The organism is Neisseria sp. GT4A_CT1 (assembly GCF_000227275.1).
Lineage (GTDB): Bacteria > Pseudomonadota > Gammaproteobacteria > Burkholderiales > Neisseriaceae > Neisseria.
Genome location: NZ_JH164965.1, coordinates 27,124 through 41,891, shown reverse-complemented (window position 1 = coordinate 41,891; position 14,768 = coordinate 27,124). Strand labels below are relative to the sequence as shown.

At 47.0% G+C, this 14,768-nt stretch carries 13 protein-coding genes and 2 pseudogenes; 10 read left to right on the top strand and 5 right to left on the bottom strand.

What is annotated here, in order from left to right:
• Nucleotides 1-143: 143 nt before the first annotated feature.
• The 7 genes and pseudogenes from HMPREF1028_RS02895 to HMPREF1028_RS02870 all read left to right on the top strand — a co-directional run.
• Nucleotides 144-986, top strand: a pseudogene (locus tag HMPREF1028_RS02895) (RHS repeat-associated core domain-containing protein); the annotation flags it as partial.
• Between the two features lie 29 nt (nt 987-1,015).
• Nucleotides 1,016-1,444 (top strand): hypothetical protein, encoded by a 429-nt coding sequence (locus tag HMPREF1028_RS02890; RefSeq protein WP_009311283.1) that lies wholly within the window; start codon nt 1,016-1,018, stop codon nt 1,442-1,444.
• A gap of 230 nt (nt 1,445-1,674) precedes the next feature.
• Nucleotides 1,675-3,051: an HYD1 signature containing ADP-ribosyltransferase family protein gene (locus HMPREF1028_RS02885; RefSeq protein ID WP_232203788.1), complete on the top strand. Its 1,377-nt coding sequence runs from the start codon at nt 1,675-1,677 to the stop codon at nt 3,049-3,051.
• Nucleotide 3,052: 1 nt separating this feature from the next.
• A complete protein-coding gene (locus HMPREF1028_RS02880; RefSeq protein ID WP_009311281.1) occupies nt 3,053-3,337 on the top strand; it encodes a hypothetical protein in 285 nt (94 codons plus the stop codon).
• Between the two features lie 124 nt (nt 3,338-3,461).
• A complete protein-coding gene (locus tag HMPREF1028_RS15695; protein ID WP_283118870.1) occupies nt 3,462-3,596 on the top strand; it encodes a hypothetical protein in 135 nt (44 codons plus the stop codon).
• A 2-nt stretch (nt 3,597-3,598) separates the two neighbouring features.
• Nucleotides 3,599-3,880, top strand: a complete 282-nt coding sequence (locus tag HMPREF1028_RS02875; protein ID WP_009311280.1) for a hypothetical protein — start codon at nt 3,599-3,601, stop codon at nt 3,878-3,880.
• A gap of 107 nt (nt 3,881-3,987) precedes the next feature.
• Nucleotides 3,988-4,251, top strand: a complete 264-nt coding sequence (locus HMPREF1028_RS02870) for a hypothetical protein (RefSeq protein WP_009311279.1) — start codon at nt 3,988-3,990, stop codon at nt 4,249-4,251.
• 89 nt (nt 4,252-4,340) lie between these two features.
• Here HMPREF1028_RS02870 and HMPREF1028_RS02865 read toward each other — a convergent pair whose 3' ends face one another.
• From HMPREF1028_RS02865 to uvrA, 3 genes are all read right to left on the bottom strand, one after another.
• Nucleotides 4,341-4,733 (bottom strand): transposase, encoded by a 393-nt coding sequence (locus HMPREF1028_RS02865; protein WP_232203770.1) that lies wholly within the window; start codon nt 4,731-4,733, stop codon nt 4,341-4,343.
• A gap of 351 nt (nt 4,734-5,084) precedes the next feature.
• Nucleotides 5,085-6,164, bottom strand: a complete 1,080-nt coding sequence (locus HMPREF1028_RS02860; RefSeq protein WP_009311277.1) for a RelA/SpoT domain-containing protein — start codon at nt 6,162-6,164, stop codon at nt 5,085-5,087.
• Between the two features lie 10 nt (nt 6,165-6,174).
• Nucleotides 6,175-9,045, bottom strand: a complete 2,871-nt coding sequence (gene uvrA / locus HMPREF1028_RS02855) for an excinuclease ABC subunit UvrA (RefSeq protein ID WP_009311276.1) — start codon at nt 9,043-9,045, stop codon at nt 6,175-6,177.
• 548 nt (nt 9,046-9,593) lie between these two features.
• On the opposite strand from uvrA, the gene nrdG reads away from it, so the two are divergent.
• Both nrdG and nrdD read left to right on the top strand, forming a co-directional pair.
• Nucleotides 9,594-10,130: an anaerobic ribonucleoside-triphosphate reductase activating protein gene (gene nrdG / locus HMPREF1028_RS02850; protein ID WP_009311275.1), complete on the top strand. Its 537-nt coding sequence runs from the start codon at nt 9,594-9,596 to the stop codon at nt 10,128-10,130.
• Between the two features lie 34 nt (nt 10,131-10,164).
• Nucleotides 10,165-11,946 carry an anaerobic ribonucleoside-triphosphate reductase gene (gene nrdD / locus HMPREF1028_RS02845; RefSeq protein WP_009311274.1) on the top strand — a complete coding sequence of 594 codons (1,782 nt, stop codon included), beginning with the start codon at nt 10,165-10,167 and terminating at the stop codon, nt 11,944-11,946.
• 161 nt (nt 11,947-12,107) lie between these two features.
• On the opposite strand, the gene HMPREF1028_RS02840 is transcribed toward nrdD, so the two are convergent.
• Both HMPREF1028_RS02840 and HMPREF1028_RS02835 read right to left on the bottom strand, forming a co-directional pair.
• Entirely contained in the window at nt 12,108-12,437 is a 330-nt protein-coding gene (locus HMPREF1028_RS02840) for an NGK_0946 family protein (RefSeq protein ID WP_009311273.1), read from the bottom strand.
• A gap of 80 nt (nt 12,438-12,517) precedes the next feature.
• Nucleotides 12,518-12,763, bottom strand: coding sequence for a hypothetical protein (locus HMPREF1028_RS02835; RefSeq protein WP_003761186.1), 246 nt, complete (start codon nt 12,761-12,763; stop codon nt 12,518-12,520).
• Between the two features lie 515 nt (nt 12,764-13,278).
• On the opposite strand from HMPREF1028_RS02835, the pseudogene malQ reads away from it, so the two are divergent.
• Nucleotides 13,279-14,768 (top strand): annotated as a pseudogene (gene malQ / locus HMPREF1028_RS02830) (4-alpha-glucanotransferase); the annotation flags it as partial.

Genomic DNA, 14,768 nt, shown 5'->3' with positions numbered 1-14,768 from the left:
ATTTGATATTTTCAGACGACCTCAAAACCTTCTTTGAGGTCGTCTGAAACATTTGTTCTTTAACAATCTCATTAGCAGTTAACATAGAAGTCGTCTGAAACCAACTTTCAGATGACTTTTATTGTACCGTACTTAACCGACGCTACGCCTATGACCCGTTCGGACGACGCCTTTCCAAAGAGCGTCAAGACAAACTCGCCTGGACGAGCACCGAGCCGAAACGCACCCACTTCGTCTGGGATGGTAGCCGCCTATTGCAGGAGTACACCTACAAAGGCAGCTACACCTATATTTACACCGACCAAGACAGCTACGAACCGCTGGCGCAAGTCTTTGACAACGCCAAAGACGGCAAACAATACCTCAGCTATTTCCACAACGACCAAGTCGGCATTCCGCGCGAGATGACCGATATCCACGGCAATCTCTTATGGTACGGCGAATACACCGCCTGGGGTCGTCTGAAAAAGGATGAGCGGGTTTACGAGAACGCGCATCAGCCGTTCCGACTCCAGAACCAGTATTATGATTCTGAAACAGGACTCCACTATAACTATTTCCGCTATTACGATTCAGACACAGGACGTTTTGTAAGCCAAGACGTGATAGGTTTGGTAGGAGGAGAAAATTTCTATCAATTTTCCCCCAATACACAAAGTTGGATTGATCCTTTAGGACTTAAAGAACTTTATTATCTTGTTGCAAGAAAAGATGGTTTTTACCCTGTAATGGAATGGGGTAAACGTAAGCCTGTGGGTAAGGTATGGTTGAAAAAAGGAGATATTTGGAAAATTGGGGAAACAAAAAATATTGTAAAAGGTGTTCAGCGTCGGTATTCTCAAAAATGGTTAGATAGAAATAATTTAAAATATATAAGAGTTATGAAGGGACCTAAGAAAGCTATGCAACGTTGGGAAAGGTTGAAAATTATTAAATATATTAAGAGAAGGGGTAAATTACCAGCGGGAAATAAATGTAAGCATTAGTTTTATTTTTTTAAGATAAGGAGATGGATATGGAAATACGAACTACGAGTGACTCTCCAAAATGGAGTAAAGTTAGTATATTGGATAGTGAAATAGAGAATGGCTTACAGCCTATTCTGAAAAAATATACTGAATTTCCTTTTGATTTAGTATTATGTTTCAGGTGTTTAGAAAAAGATAGTGGCTGGAAATCTAAGTCTCGATATTCAAAAGAAGAAAATTATAATGCCCTTGGATTTGACATTGTTGTTTATGAAGAAGATTTTATACCCATTAAAAAAGATATAGATGCACAAAGAAAGATACTAGGTAAGGAGTTTTATCGATATTTTTTTGAAACCATGAAGAAAAAAGAAAGACAATTTCCTATACTTAAAAAAATTAACCCTAATTTCTTATATGATATTGAAAAATGGTTATTGGAAAATAAATGGATAGATACTATTAGTGAATCATAGCAAGCCGTAGTCCGGACAAAACCTTCAGTCCTGACGTAGGGTGTGTGCGGTAAGCACGCACGCGGTTTCTGTTTTTCAGACGACCTCACCATCTTCTTTGAGGTCGTCTGAACCATTTGTTCTTTAACAATCTATTAGCAGTTAACATAGAGGTCGTCTGAAATCAACTTTCAGACGACCTTTGTTGCACCGTACTTAACCGCCGCTACGCCTACGACAAAGCCGGCAACCTGATTCAAAGTGTCGACCAAAGAAGCGGTGTCCTCAATTACGTTTACGACAAAATCGGACGCATTCAAGAAGCCCGCAACAGCCAAACCGGCCGCAGCGAAACCTTCGCCTTCGACCCCGCCCACAACATCCTCGACATCCCGACATCTGCTCCCTCTCCCGTGGGAGAGGGCAAAACGACCGCTCCGATTTCAGACGACCCCAAAACTCAAGGTCGTCTGAAATCACCTGCCAACCCTAACCCGGTCAGCGGCAACCGCCTCAAAGAATACAACGGCATCGAATACACCTACGACGCCTTGGGCAACCTGATCTACCGCCAGCTGCCTAATGGCGAAAACCAATATTACCAATACGATTTAGAAAACCAACTCGTCCGCGCCGAAATCAAAAAGCCCGCCGGCAACACCGAGATCTGGACATACGCCTACGACCCGTTCGGCAGAAGGCTTTCCAAAGAACGCCAAGACAAACTCGCCTGGACGAGTACCGACCCGAAACGCACCCACTTCGTCTGGGACGGCACGCGATTACTTCAGGAGTACACCTACAAAGGCAGCTACACCTATATCTACACCGACCAAGACAGCTACGAACCGCTGGCGCAAGTCTTTGACAACGCCAAAGACGGCAAACAATACCTCGCCTATTTCCACAACGACCAAATCGGCATCCCGCGCGAGATGACCGACATCCACGGCAATCTCTTATGGTACGGCGAATACACCGCCTGGGGTCGTCTGAAAAAGGACGAATGCGTCTATCGGAACGCGCATCAGCCGTTCAGATTACAGAACCAGTATTACGATAGGGAAACGGGGTTGCACTATAACTATTTCCGCTATTACGAACCTGAAACCGGTAGGTTTATCAGTCAGGACCCGATTGGGTTAGAAGGGGGAAATAATCTTTACTTATTTGCAGTAAATACATTTAGATGGGTTGATTGGTTAGGATTGAAAGCCTGCCCAGAACGATACCGCAGATATAAGCATTTTAGAAATTTGGGTTATAACCCTAAGGATGCAACTGAGTTATCTCGAAATTCAACATATTTTCATTATACAAGTGAAAAAGGATTATCTGGAATCTTAGAGAGTAATCAAATTCTTCCTTCTCTTAAAGCTAATAATCCTAAAGATGCTAGATATGGAGATGGACAGTATCTCTCAAATATTTTACCTGGGACAAGCACTAATGCTAGTTTATCTCGTTCTTTTGTTGGTATGCCATTCCAAGGGAATAGATTTGAGAGATTTGTTGCTATTGATACGAGAGGTTTAAATGTTGTAGAAGGTAGGAAAAATGTTTTTGTAATTCCAAACAATCGACCATTGGATATAAGTGGAAGAATTATTGGATACGGAAGGAATTAAAATGTTTTATATGAGAACGTTATGGTTTCATGATAACAATGATGACCCATCTATAATTTATAGTGAATTGGATGGAAATAGATATGAGGTAAGAAAAATAGAATTTTTTAAATCTGGCAACCACTTATATGCTTCCCAAGAAAAGGAAACAGAATCATGTTTTTTAGGAGAATTGCCAATACCAAAAATAGAAGAAATTAATAAAGATAAGCAATTTTGGGCAGTTGAAATTTCAAAAGGAGAATTTGATAATGCGTGGGAGAAAGTAATACATAGCAAATCGTGACCTAAATAAATCTTCAAATCAATGGTTGTATGTGTTGTATATTAAAGCGCATATAATTAATTTCAAAATGAAATTCCTTTCCAATGCTAACCTTTAAACAATTAGTTGCGAAGAAGAAAAGGGATTGGAAGGCAATGCAATTTATGAAGATATTTATGAAGATATTATAGAATCATCAAGAAAATCTAGAGAATCAGTAAATAAAAAGTTGCTGGATGGTGTCGATTGTGCCAAATTACTTGCAGAGTTAGGGGTATAATTATGGAAGCATTAAAAATTAATAAATCCCTATGGTCTCTTCCATTAGATTTTTCTTTTGATAGTAGTGAAATCAATGAATTAATAAAGGTAATGGATATTGAATTACAAGAAGTGATTATAAGTCCTAATGCTGATATGTGGTATTTTTTATTTATGAAAGAAGAATTTATTTTAGTTAGTGATGTAGATGACGGCTTAGATATTCGATTTTTCAAAAAAGAAAATGAAGATTTAGCTAAAAAATTTATTAATAAAATTACTTCTATTGTATCCTTTAAATAAAATAAAGCAATCCGTAGCCTGCATAAATTTCCAAATTCACAGGTAGGGTGCGTGCCTCAAGTACGCACGTGGTTTTTTCGGTTTATTAGACGGTCTCAGTACCCTTTTTGCGCTACGACTACGACGGCTACGGCGATTTGACCGCCGTTTACGGACGCGACGGCAAAAAACTGCGCGGTTTCGCCTACCGCAACCACATCATGGTCGAACACAACCAGCCCGACGGACTGGTATCCCGCTACGAATACGACCGTTATGACACCGACGGTAAAGTGCTCAAAAGCAGCAACAACCTCGGCGAAGAATGGACGTTTGACTACCGCAAAGACCATACCGTCGTTACCGACGCATTGGGACGGACGGAGGTGTAGGGTTTTGACGAAACCCGGGAACTTAGATGATGTAAATATAGCTCGTGAAAGCGTATCTTGTAATTTAAGTGCTGGTAGTAGTGGATATGTTAAAGAACGTCCCGCACATAACGGTGAAACGACGAAAACGCCCAATCGCGGACATTGCCGCACAATCCATGTTTGACGGGATTGAAATGGATATAGTCTGCGCAACGTTGCAAATCCGTTTCGTCGCGAACGGTGTGTTCGTAAAAACGCCGTTGCCAAATACCGCGTTCGTTCCGCCGCTGTTTGCTGGCGGACAGGTTTTCGGCATGAGGAAAATGTGCGGAGAATTTGGTTTTAATCAGCCGCCAGCGCAGGGAATAATCCGCATCGTCGGGCGGCAGCGTCCAAATGGCGTGAATATGGTTCGGCAGCACGCATACGGCAACGGTTTCAAAGGGATATTGTTTTTGCACATCCATATAAGCCGCACGCGAAGCCGATATGTTCGACAAGCAGGCGCGATTTTGGGTCGGCGAGTTTGACGGTGAAAAAGAATGTGCCGCCGGCAATGAAGTTTCTGCGATAACGCGCCATAGGATTTTTGTTTTTGGTTTGAACGTTGGAGAAGGAACGGTTTGTTGTTTAAGGTTTTAACTTTGTTGAAGCTGATGTTTTCAGACGACATTGGAGGCCGTCTGAAAGCGCTAGCTTCAACGAAGTTAAAAGTTGAAACGGCAAATCGTTAATCAAGCAACCGCGTGCGTGCGTACCGCACACACCCTACACGTTGGTTTTGAAGTTCCGAGTGATTCATCGGTAGGGTGTGTGGCGTAGTCACGCACGCGGTCGGTTGGATATGCAGGCTACGGCTTGCTATGGTTACTTACCCTATCAATAAAAGATTGAACTGTTTGAACAAATCTTCTAGAATCTAAATAATAGTTTGGATATGCATTCTTCAATTTTTTCATATCATTAACAGAAATTAGAACGACATCCCAATTTTTCTTCTCTTTAGTAATTTCCTTTTCTAATTCCGTATATGCTATTTGTGTATCTTCCTCATTGGTAAAGTTTTTTAAGCTAAGAACTTTTTCATCTAATTTTAAGAGTATTAAGCAGGTTTTACTGTTTCTTTTTCTAGAAATTTGATCTTGTCGATTTACAGCAACAATCAGTCCACGAAGATAATCTAATATATTTAATCTTTCATTTAGTTTTTTCAACATCAAACATAGTTCATCTTCAGTTTTTCCATGATAGCGTTTATCAATTGGAGTGTTTTCTGCTCGAGCAAACAAATTACTGCAAATACACAAAAATTCTCTTGTTTCCTCATCGCCTAATCCTGATTTATATGATGTGTTCTTATATAAACCAATAATTTCTACAGCTGTTGCCCACTGGTGCTGTAATTCAGTACGAATTTGTAATTCTACATTTAAACCGTTATATTTTTGTTTAGTAATACCTTTTATTTCAAAAATGATATGTAGACATCTATATCCATCTGGTTTAGGGTTGTTAACATAATTTTTTTCTGAGCATATTTTATGTGGAAACTTTTTATTAATATTATCTCTAATTTTATAAATATCAGAAATTTTTTTTACAATAATTCGAACGCCTGCAATATCCTGCATTCTTGATAGTTGCATTTTCTCGAAACGGTTTAATTTACTTAATATAGAAGGAGTTCGCTTAAGTCTTTGTGCAATAATAGCATTTCTAATATCCTTTAATTCTGGGTTATTATATATTCTACGTTTTAAGTTCATATAAATAATATTCATAACATAAGAATGAATTCCTCTCCAGTAGTTAAAAATTTCTAAATGTTTTTCTAAAGTTAATTCATCAGTTGAATCAATGCTATTAGAGGCTAGGAAATGACCGCTTCGATTAACTTCTTTTTTGGAAAAATTTCTCTCAGACGCATCCATGACGTGATCCTTATAAAATTGTTTTAAGATACTTCCCAGTATAACTCCCCTTAACCTTCGCCACCTGTTCGGGGCTACCTGAAGCGATAATTTTACCACCGCCATCACCGCCTTCTGGCCCCAAATCCACAATCCAGTCCGCAGTTTTAATCACGTCAAGATTATGCTCGATAATCACAATCGAGTTGCCTTTGCCTTTCAGACGACCTATCACTTCCAGCAGTAGTGCAATATCGGCGAAGTGCAGGCCGGTGGTGGGTTCGTCGAGGATGTAGAGCGTTCTGCCGGTGTCGCGTTTGGAGAGTTCGAGAGCGAGTTTGACGCGCTGTGCTTCGCCGCCGGAGAGGGTGGTGGCGGATTGGCCGAGGCGGATATAGCCCAGGCCTACGTCCATCAGGGTTTGCAGTTTGCGCGATACGGTGGGGACGGCGTCGAAAAATTCGCGGGCTTCTTCGACGGTCATGTCGAGAACTTGGCTGATGTTTTTGCCTTTGTATTGGATTTCGAGGGTTTCGCGGTTGTAGCGTTTGCCGTGGCAGACTTCGCAGGGGACGTATACGTCGGGCAGGAAGTGCATTTCGACTTTGATCACGCCGTCGCCTTGGCAGGCTTCGCAGCGGCCGCCTTTGACGTTGAAGGAGAATCTGCCGACGTTGTAGCCGCGTTCGCGCGAGAGGGGTACGCCGGAGAAGAGTTCGCGGATGGGGGTGAACAGGCCGGTGTAGGTGGCGGGGTTGGAGCGCGGGGTGCGGCCGATGGGGGATTGGTCGACGTTGATGACTTTGTCGAGGTGTTCGAGGCCGTGGATGTCGTCGTATGGGGCGGGTTCTTCTTGGGCGCGGTTGAGTTCGCGGGCGGTGATTTTGGCGAGGGTGTCGTTAATCAGGGTGGATTTGCCGCTGCCGGATACGCCGGTGATGCAGGTAATCAAACCGAGCGGCAATTCGAGGGTAACGTTTTTGAGGTTGTTGCCGCGCGCGCCTTTGAGGACGAGCATTCGGTCGGGATTGACGGGCGTGCGTTCAGACGGCACGGCAATGGATTTTTTGCCGCTGAGGTATTGTCCGGTAACGGATTTTTCGCATTTGGCGACGTTTTCGGGGGTATCGGCAATCAGTACGTTGCCGCCGTGTTCGCCCGCGCCGGGGCCCATATCGACGACGAAATCGGCTTCGCGGATGGCGTCTTCGTCGTGTTCGACCACAATCACGCTGTTGCCCAAATCGCGCAGGCGTTTGAGGGTGGCGAGCAGGCGGTCGTTGTCGCGCTGGTGCAGGCCGATGGAGGGTTCGTCCAAAACGTACATCACGCCGGTCAGGCCGCTGCCGATTTGGCTGGCAAGGCGGATGCGCTGGGCTTCGCCGCCGGAGAGGGTTTCGGCGGAGCGGGAGAGATTGAGGTAATCCAGCCCGACGTTAATCAGGAAGCCGAGCCGCTCGGTGATTTCTTTGAGGATTTTTTCGGCGATTTGTTTTTTGTTGCCGTCCAAATCCAGCGTTTCGAAAAATTGGTGGGTTTTGGTCAGCGGCCAGGCGGAAACTTCGTGCAGCGGTTCGCCGCTGACGTAAACGTAGCGTGCTTCTTTGCGCAAACGTGCGCCGCCGCAGCTTGGGCAGGCGCGGTGGTTTTGGTATTCGCGCAGTTTTTCGCGCACGGTTTCGCTGTCGGTTTCGCGGTAGCGGCGTTCGAGATTGGGAATGATGCCTTCGAAGGCGTGGCTGCGGTTGAACGTAGTACCGCGTTCGGATAGGTAAGTGAAATCAATGACTTCTTTGCCCGAGCCGTGCAACACGACTTTTTTGACTTTTTCAGGTAGCGTTTCCCAAGCAGCCTGCACATCGAAACCGTAGTGCCGCGCCAGCGACTGAATCATTTGGAAATAGAACTGGTTGCGTTTGTCCCAACCGTCAATCGCGCCTGTTGCCAACGACAATTCGGGATGGGCGACCACTTTTTCGGGGTCGAAGAAATTGGTGTTGCCCAAGCCGTCGCAAGTCGGGCAGGAACCCATCGGATTATTGAACGAAAAGAGGCGCGGCTCTAATTCGGGCAGGCTGTACGAACACACGGGGCAGGCGAAACGCGCGGAAAACCAATGTTCTTCGCCGCTGTCCATTTCCATCGCCAGCGCGCGCTCGTTGCCGTGGCGCAGCGCGGTTTCAAAGCTTTCCGCCAGCCGCTGCTTGATGTCCGCCTTCACTTTCACGCGGTCGATGACCACGTCGATATTGTGCTTGATGTTTTTTTCCAGCTTCGGCACTTCGTCAAGCTGATAGACCTCACCGTCCACGCGCACGCGCGCAAAACCCTGCGCCTGCAAGTCGGCAAAGAAATCGACAAATTCGCCCTTACGCTCTCGCACCGCCGGCGCCAGAATCATCACGCGCGTGTCTTCCGGCAGCTTCAACACGGCATCAACCATCTGCGATACGGTCTGGCTCGACAGCGGCAGCTTGTGTTCGGGGCAATACGGCGTACCGACGCGGGCGTACAAAAGGCGCAGGTAATCATGGATTTCCGTTACCGTGCCGACGGTGGAACGCGGGTTGTGGCTGGTGGATTTCTGCTCGATGGAAATCGCGGGCGACAGGCCTTCGATCAAATCAACATCGGGTTTGTCCATCATCTGCAAAAACTGCCGCGCATAGGCGGACAGGCTCTCGACATAACGCCGCTGCCCTTCGGCATACAACGTGTCAAACGCCAGCGACGACTTGCCGCTGCCCGACAGCCCCGTTACCACCACCAGCTTGTGGCGCGGAATGTCCAAATCGACGTTTTTCAAATTATGCGTGCGCGCGCCGCGGATGCGGATGGTGTCGTTGTCGCGGGCTTCTGAGTGGGGAGTTTTGCTGTCGTTTTGATGATGGTGGTTACACATGGTCGGACTGTCTTAAGCGGCTAAAATAAAACGGCTATTGTAACACTTTTCGCTTGGGTTTCAGATTGCGGGAGGTCGTCTGAAAAGCTGGTAAGGGTATTTTCAGACGACCTTTGGTCATTGGAGGGAATGGATTTTTAATGGCTTTTGTTATTACGGAGTTTGCTTATCGTTTTGGGTTTTTGCTATCCGGGCAAGGTCGCACTGTAAGATAAAGGATGTATAGTGGATTAAATTTAAATCAGGACAAGGCGACGAAGCCGCAGACAGTACAGATAGTACGGCAAGGCGAGGCAACGCCGTACTGGTTTAAAGTTAATCCACTATAAATTTTAAAAAAGCGTGATGGCGTAACAGCCATATTGGGAAATGCGAAGCGTGTTTCTCGAGTACGGCTTTTTTTTAAACTGCTTTTTGATTTGGATTTTTAATATAGTGAATTATTAAAAACTATCATATCGGTTTGTTGCATTGTTAAATAAAAATACCATATCTTGTGTTCTTGTGATTTAATTCGCACCATATATTGTATTTATGAGTAGCAAGTCATGGCGGCATTGAAATTCACAATCGAGCAAATCGTATGGCAGGAAGTGCCGGGCGAAGTGTCGCTGGCGTTTCTGTTTTCCGGTTGCCCGCTGCGCTGCAAAGGCTGCCATAGCGCCGATGCGTGGAAAGAGGGTATCGGCACGGAATTGACCGAGGATTATTTGAAAGGCCGTCTGAAACGCTATCGTGGGCTGATTAGCTGCGTGTTGTTTATGGGCGGGGAATGGCAGCCGGAAGTTTTGCAGAAAATGTTGGGCATCGTGACGCAGGCGGGTTTGAAAGCCTGTTTGTACACCGGTTTGGAGCGTGAGGAGCTGGAGGCGGTTTCAGACGGCATCCTGCCTTATCTGACGTATCTGAAAACCGGCCGTTGGCAGATGGAGCTGGGCGGCTTGGATAGTCCGACAACCAATCAGAAGTTTATCGATTTGCGCACGGGCGAGGTGTTGAACCTCTTGTTTGTCAAAGACAAATCCGCGCCCAAAATCATCCCGATTACGACTCAGCCGCAGGCGGCCGCTTTTCAGACGGCCTGAGGCTTTTTATCCAACCCACACAGGAGGACTTAACATGATTCGGCTGCATCCCGAACAGTTAAACGGCAAACTGCAATTCATGCACGACTACATCAGCGCGCAAAACGCGGCAGACGGCTCGAAAATGGACGCCAATGCCAACGTTACCCAGAAAAACATCGCTACGATGGAAGCGGAAATCATGAAAGACTTTTTCGTGCAGATTAACCGTGCCCAAGTGTCGCGCAAAATCGCCGAAATTTTCGACCAATCCGTTGCCGACGAATACATCCGCCAGATTGAGGCGCATGAGATTTATGTGCACGACGAAACCAGCCTCAAGCCTTATTGTGTGTCGGTTACGCTGTATCCTTTCCTGCTCGACGGGTTAAGCAAACTTGGCGGCGAATCTAAGGCGCCGCAGCATCTGGCTTCGTTTTGCGGTTCGTTTATCAACCTGGTGTTTGCCATCAGCGCGCAGTTTGCCGGCGCGGTGGCGACGGTGGAGTTTCTAACTTATTTCGACTATTTCGCCCGCAAAGACTACGGCGACGATTATTTGGAAACCCACGGCAAAGAAATCGCCAACCATATGCAGCAGGTGGTGTACAGCATCAACCAGCCCGCTGCTGCGCGCGGTTATCAGAGCGTATTCTGGAATATTTCCGTTTACGATCAATACTATTTTGATGCGATGTTCGGCGATTTCGTCTTTCCCGATTTCAGCAAACCGGTGTGGGCGAGCGTAGCGAAGCTGCAAAACTTCTTCCTCAAATGGTTCAATCAGGAGCGCACCAAAGCCGTTTTGACTTTCCCCGTTGTGACCGCTGCGATGCTGACCGACGGTGGTAAATGCAAAGACACCATGTTCGCCGACGAGATGGCGAAAGAGTTGGCGGAAGGCAATTCCTTCTTCGTTTATCTTTCCGACAATCCCGACTCGTTGGCTTCCTGCTGCCGCCTGCGCAACGCCATTGAAGACCGCACCTTCAGTTACACCCTCGGCGCGGGCGGCGTGGCGACCGGTTCCATCAACGTCATCACCATCAATATGAACCGGCTGGAACAAGACGGACGCGACCTTGCCGCCGAAGTCGCTAAAATCCACAAATACCAATACGCCTACCGCAAACTGATGGAAGAATACCAAGCCGCCGGAATGCTGCCCGTTTACGATGCAGGCTTCATCACGCTGGACAAACAGTTCCTCACCATCGGCATCAACGGCATGGCGGAAGCCGCCGAATCACAAGGTATCAAGGTCGGCTACAACGACGACTATATCAACTTCGTCCAAGGTCGTCTGAAAACCATATTCGAAGCCAACCAAGCCGCCAGCAAACACTACGGCGTGAAGTTCAACACCGAGTTTGTCCCCGCCGAAAACCTCGGCGTGAAAAACGCCAAATGGGACAAAGCCGACGGCTACCAAGTCAGCCGCGAATGCTACAACTCCTATTTCTACGTCGTCGAAGACGAAGAAATCAACGCGCTCGACAAATTCCTGCTGCACGGCAAAGAACTGGTGGACTGGCTCGACGGCGGCTCCGCGCTGCACCTGAACCTTGACGAAGCCCTGCCCGAATCCGGCTACCGTTCACTCTTGGACATCGCCGCGCAAACCGGCTGCAACTACTTCTGCGTGAACGTGCGCATCACCATCTGCAACGAATGCGGCCATATCGACAAACGCACCCTGCACGCCTGTTCCGCCTGCGGTTCGCACGACATCGACTACGGCACCCGCGTCATCGGCTACTTGAAACGCGTATCTGCCTTCTCGAGCGGACGGCGCAAAGAACATGCGCTACGGCATTACCATCGTAAAGCGGCTTGATGGTATTGAATAGATAAAGGTAGTCTGAAACTTGGGTTTCAAGTTTCAGACTACCTTTGGGGTTTTGTCTATGACTTTATTCGGGATGAACGAGTTTGAAGCTGAGAATAATAAAAACGACCGATACGCCGTACCGGTCGTTTTTACGAATACCTGCTAAATTAGAACCAAGCTCTGATCAGAGCAGCAGTACCTGCGATACCACCAATCAAGCCGACTGCATTGGCTGCTGTACCCATTGCGCCGTTGACTTGGTCACGTTTGTCTTGGCGTTTTTCACGTTCCAATGCCAGCTCTTCTGAAACATTGGTACGTTGACGGCGGTGTTGTTCCAGCTCGGCACGGGAGAGTTGTGCAGATTCGCGGTTGCGGCCTGCTTTGATGGCTGCGGAATCGCTACCGATAGCCAAATCGCCTACGGAGCCTCCGGGCGCAGAGCAACCGGTGATAACGAAAGAAGTCAGGAGCAGGGCTGCGATTTTATTTTTCATGATGTTACCTGTTTGAAATATAAGTATTACCTGTTTGAAATATAAGTATTAGGAATCCAATAATCCGTAAGGACCGGTGATCAGTGAAGGATGTAGATGCGGTTGTTGCGGTTGGCGCGGTTGATAGCGTCGGCTTCATCCATCATTTCTTGACGGCGCTCGCGGCGGCGCTCTGCACGCTCTGCACGTTCGTCAGCTTGAACGCGACGGGAGTCGGCACGCATGGTGGCTTCTTGTTCATAGGATGGTGAGTAGTGCATATGGCCGTAAGTACAGCCGGTAAGCGCACCAATCAGAGCAGTCAGTAAAATAGCTTGTTTTAACATAGGTAATAATCTCAGATGAAAAGAAGGGCTGGTGAAAAATTTTCTGTATATTATTTTAATCTTATGGAATTTACAAGTTAAAACTTTTGTCGTAATTCAAAAAAGTATGTTAACGAATGTTTTGGAATTTATTTCATATATGGAAGAAACAAATCAAATCGTTTTTTACAATGAAACTGTATGACAATATTGGGTTTTATGGAAGTTCCTCGATAAATTATTACTTGGAAAACTTATTTAAATCTTACGAAAAACGAATTTCAGAGATTAAATGAGAAATACTTAGGTTTGCTGAAGAAACAACGAAAAAGATGTCTACTATTTAGAATATTATGATAATAGAAATTTTCTCGCCGTTTTGTCAGCATGTCTTTAGAGTCATCAATCAAAATTTTGGGATAAGTCAAACTAAGCAGGGAAATTCTGGTCTGAAGGGTTGTTTTCTCTGAATTATGGGAAACATTCAATCTTATTTATATTAAGATTCGGTTTATTGTAAATAGGCGAATTGTGTCATGAGCGAACATTTGGAAGAGCAGGCTGCAGGCTTGGGTATTGATTTGGGTTTCCACGACATCGGTGGAATTTATCATGCGGCCAAGCCCGAGGTTTTGGAAGGGATTATTAAGGCTTTGCAGCAGGACGGTTTTTCAGACGACCTTTATGCGGATACTTTGGTCGCGCATGAAAACGGTCGGGAATCTTTGCGACTGCCTGCTGAGTTTCATGGCGCGGCTGAAATTTGCTTGGGAGACGAAGCGGGCGGACGGCAGGTTTTGCCGTTGAACCATGGCGAAGACGGCGTGCTTTGGGTTGCGCTGCCGGCTTTGGCTTGCGGCTATTACACTTTGTCTGCGGAAGTGGAAGGCAGCGTTCGCAAGGTGCGGCTGGTGGTTGCGCCGCAGTCGGTTTATCAGCCGAAAATGCTGGAACACGGTTTGCGCATGAACGGGCTGACGACGCATTTGTACAGCCTGCGTTCGCAACGGAACTGGGGTATTGGGGATTTTACCGATTTACTGAATTTGATGGCGTTTGCGGCGGATAAGCAACTGGATTTCGTCGGCATCAATCCGCTGCATGCGCTTTTCAGCGCCAAGCCTGCTTTTGCCAGCCCGTACAGCCCGTCTTCGCGCGAATGGCTCAATCCGATTTATCTGGATGTGGAAAAGGTTGGCGCATTCTCCTACAACGAAAAGCTGAAAAACTGGCTCAAGCAGCCGAATATCTGCCAGCGCATTGCGGCGTTGCGGATTACGGAAACCGTCGCTTATACGGCGGTTTGGGCGTTCAAGCGCGATGCTTTGCAGAGGGCGTTTGACGCGTTTGAAAACGACGGATGCGAAGCCGCCGAACAAGAGCGGGCGGCATTTGACGCCTTTGTCGAAGAACGCGGCTGGGCTTTGGAAGGCTTCGGTTTGTTTGAGGCGTTGGATCAGTATTACAACCGCTCCGGCGAAGTGGGTTGGCTGTCTTGGCCGGCGGAGTTTCATGATCCGCATGGCGAGGCAGTTCAAAGATTTGCACAGGGTCATCGCCGCGAAATCCGTTTTTATATGTGGCTGCAATGGCTTTGCGCGGAGCAGTTGCGCGAAGTGAACGAGGCGGCTGCGGCGCGCAGCGTGAAGCTGGGGATTTACGGCGATTTGGCGGTCGGCGTAGCACGCGGCAGCGCGGATACTTGGCTCAACCGCGCCGATTATTGTATGGATATGGCGGTCGGCGCGCCGCCCGATCCATTCAGCCCGACGGGGCAAAACTGGGATTTGCCGCCGCTCAATCCGATGATGTTGAAGCACACGGGTTATGAGAAGTTTGTCCGATTGTTGCGTGAAAATATGCGGCTTTACGGCATCTTGCGCATCGATCATGTGATGGCTTTGTGCCGTCTGTGGTGGGTTGCGGGCAAGACGGCGGACTTTGGCGCGTATGTGCATTATGACGCAGATGTGATGTTCGCTATCCTAGTCTTTAGGAAAGCCGGCGGAACCAATGCGTCGTTATC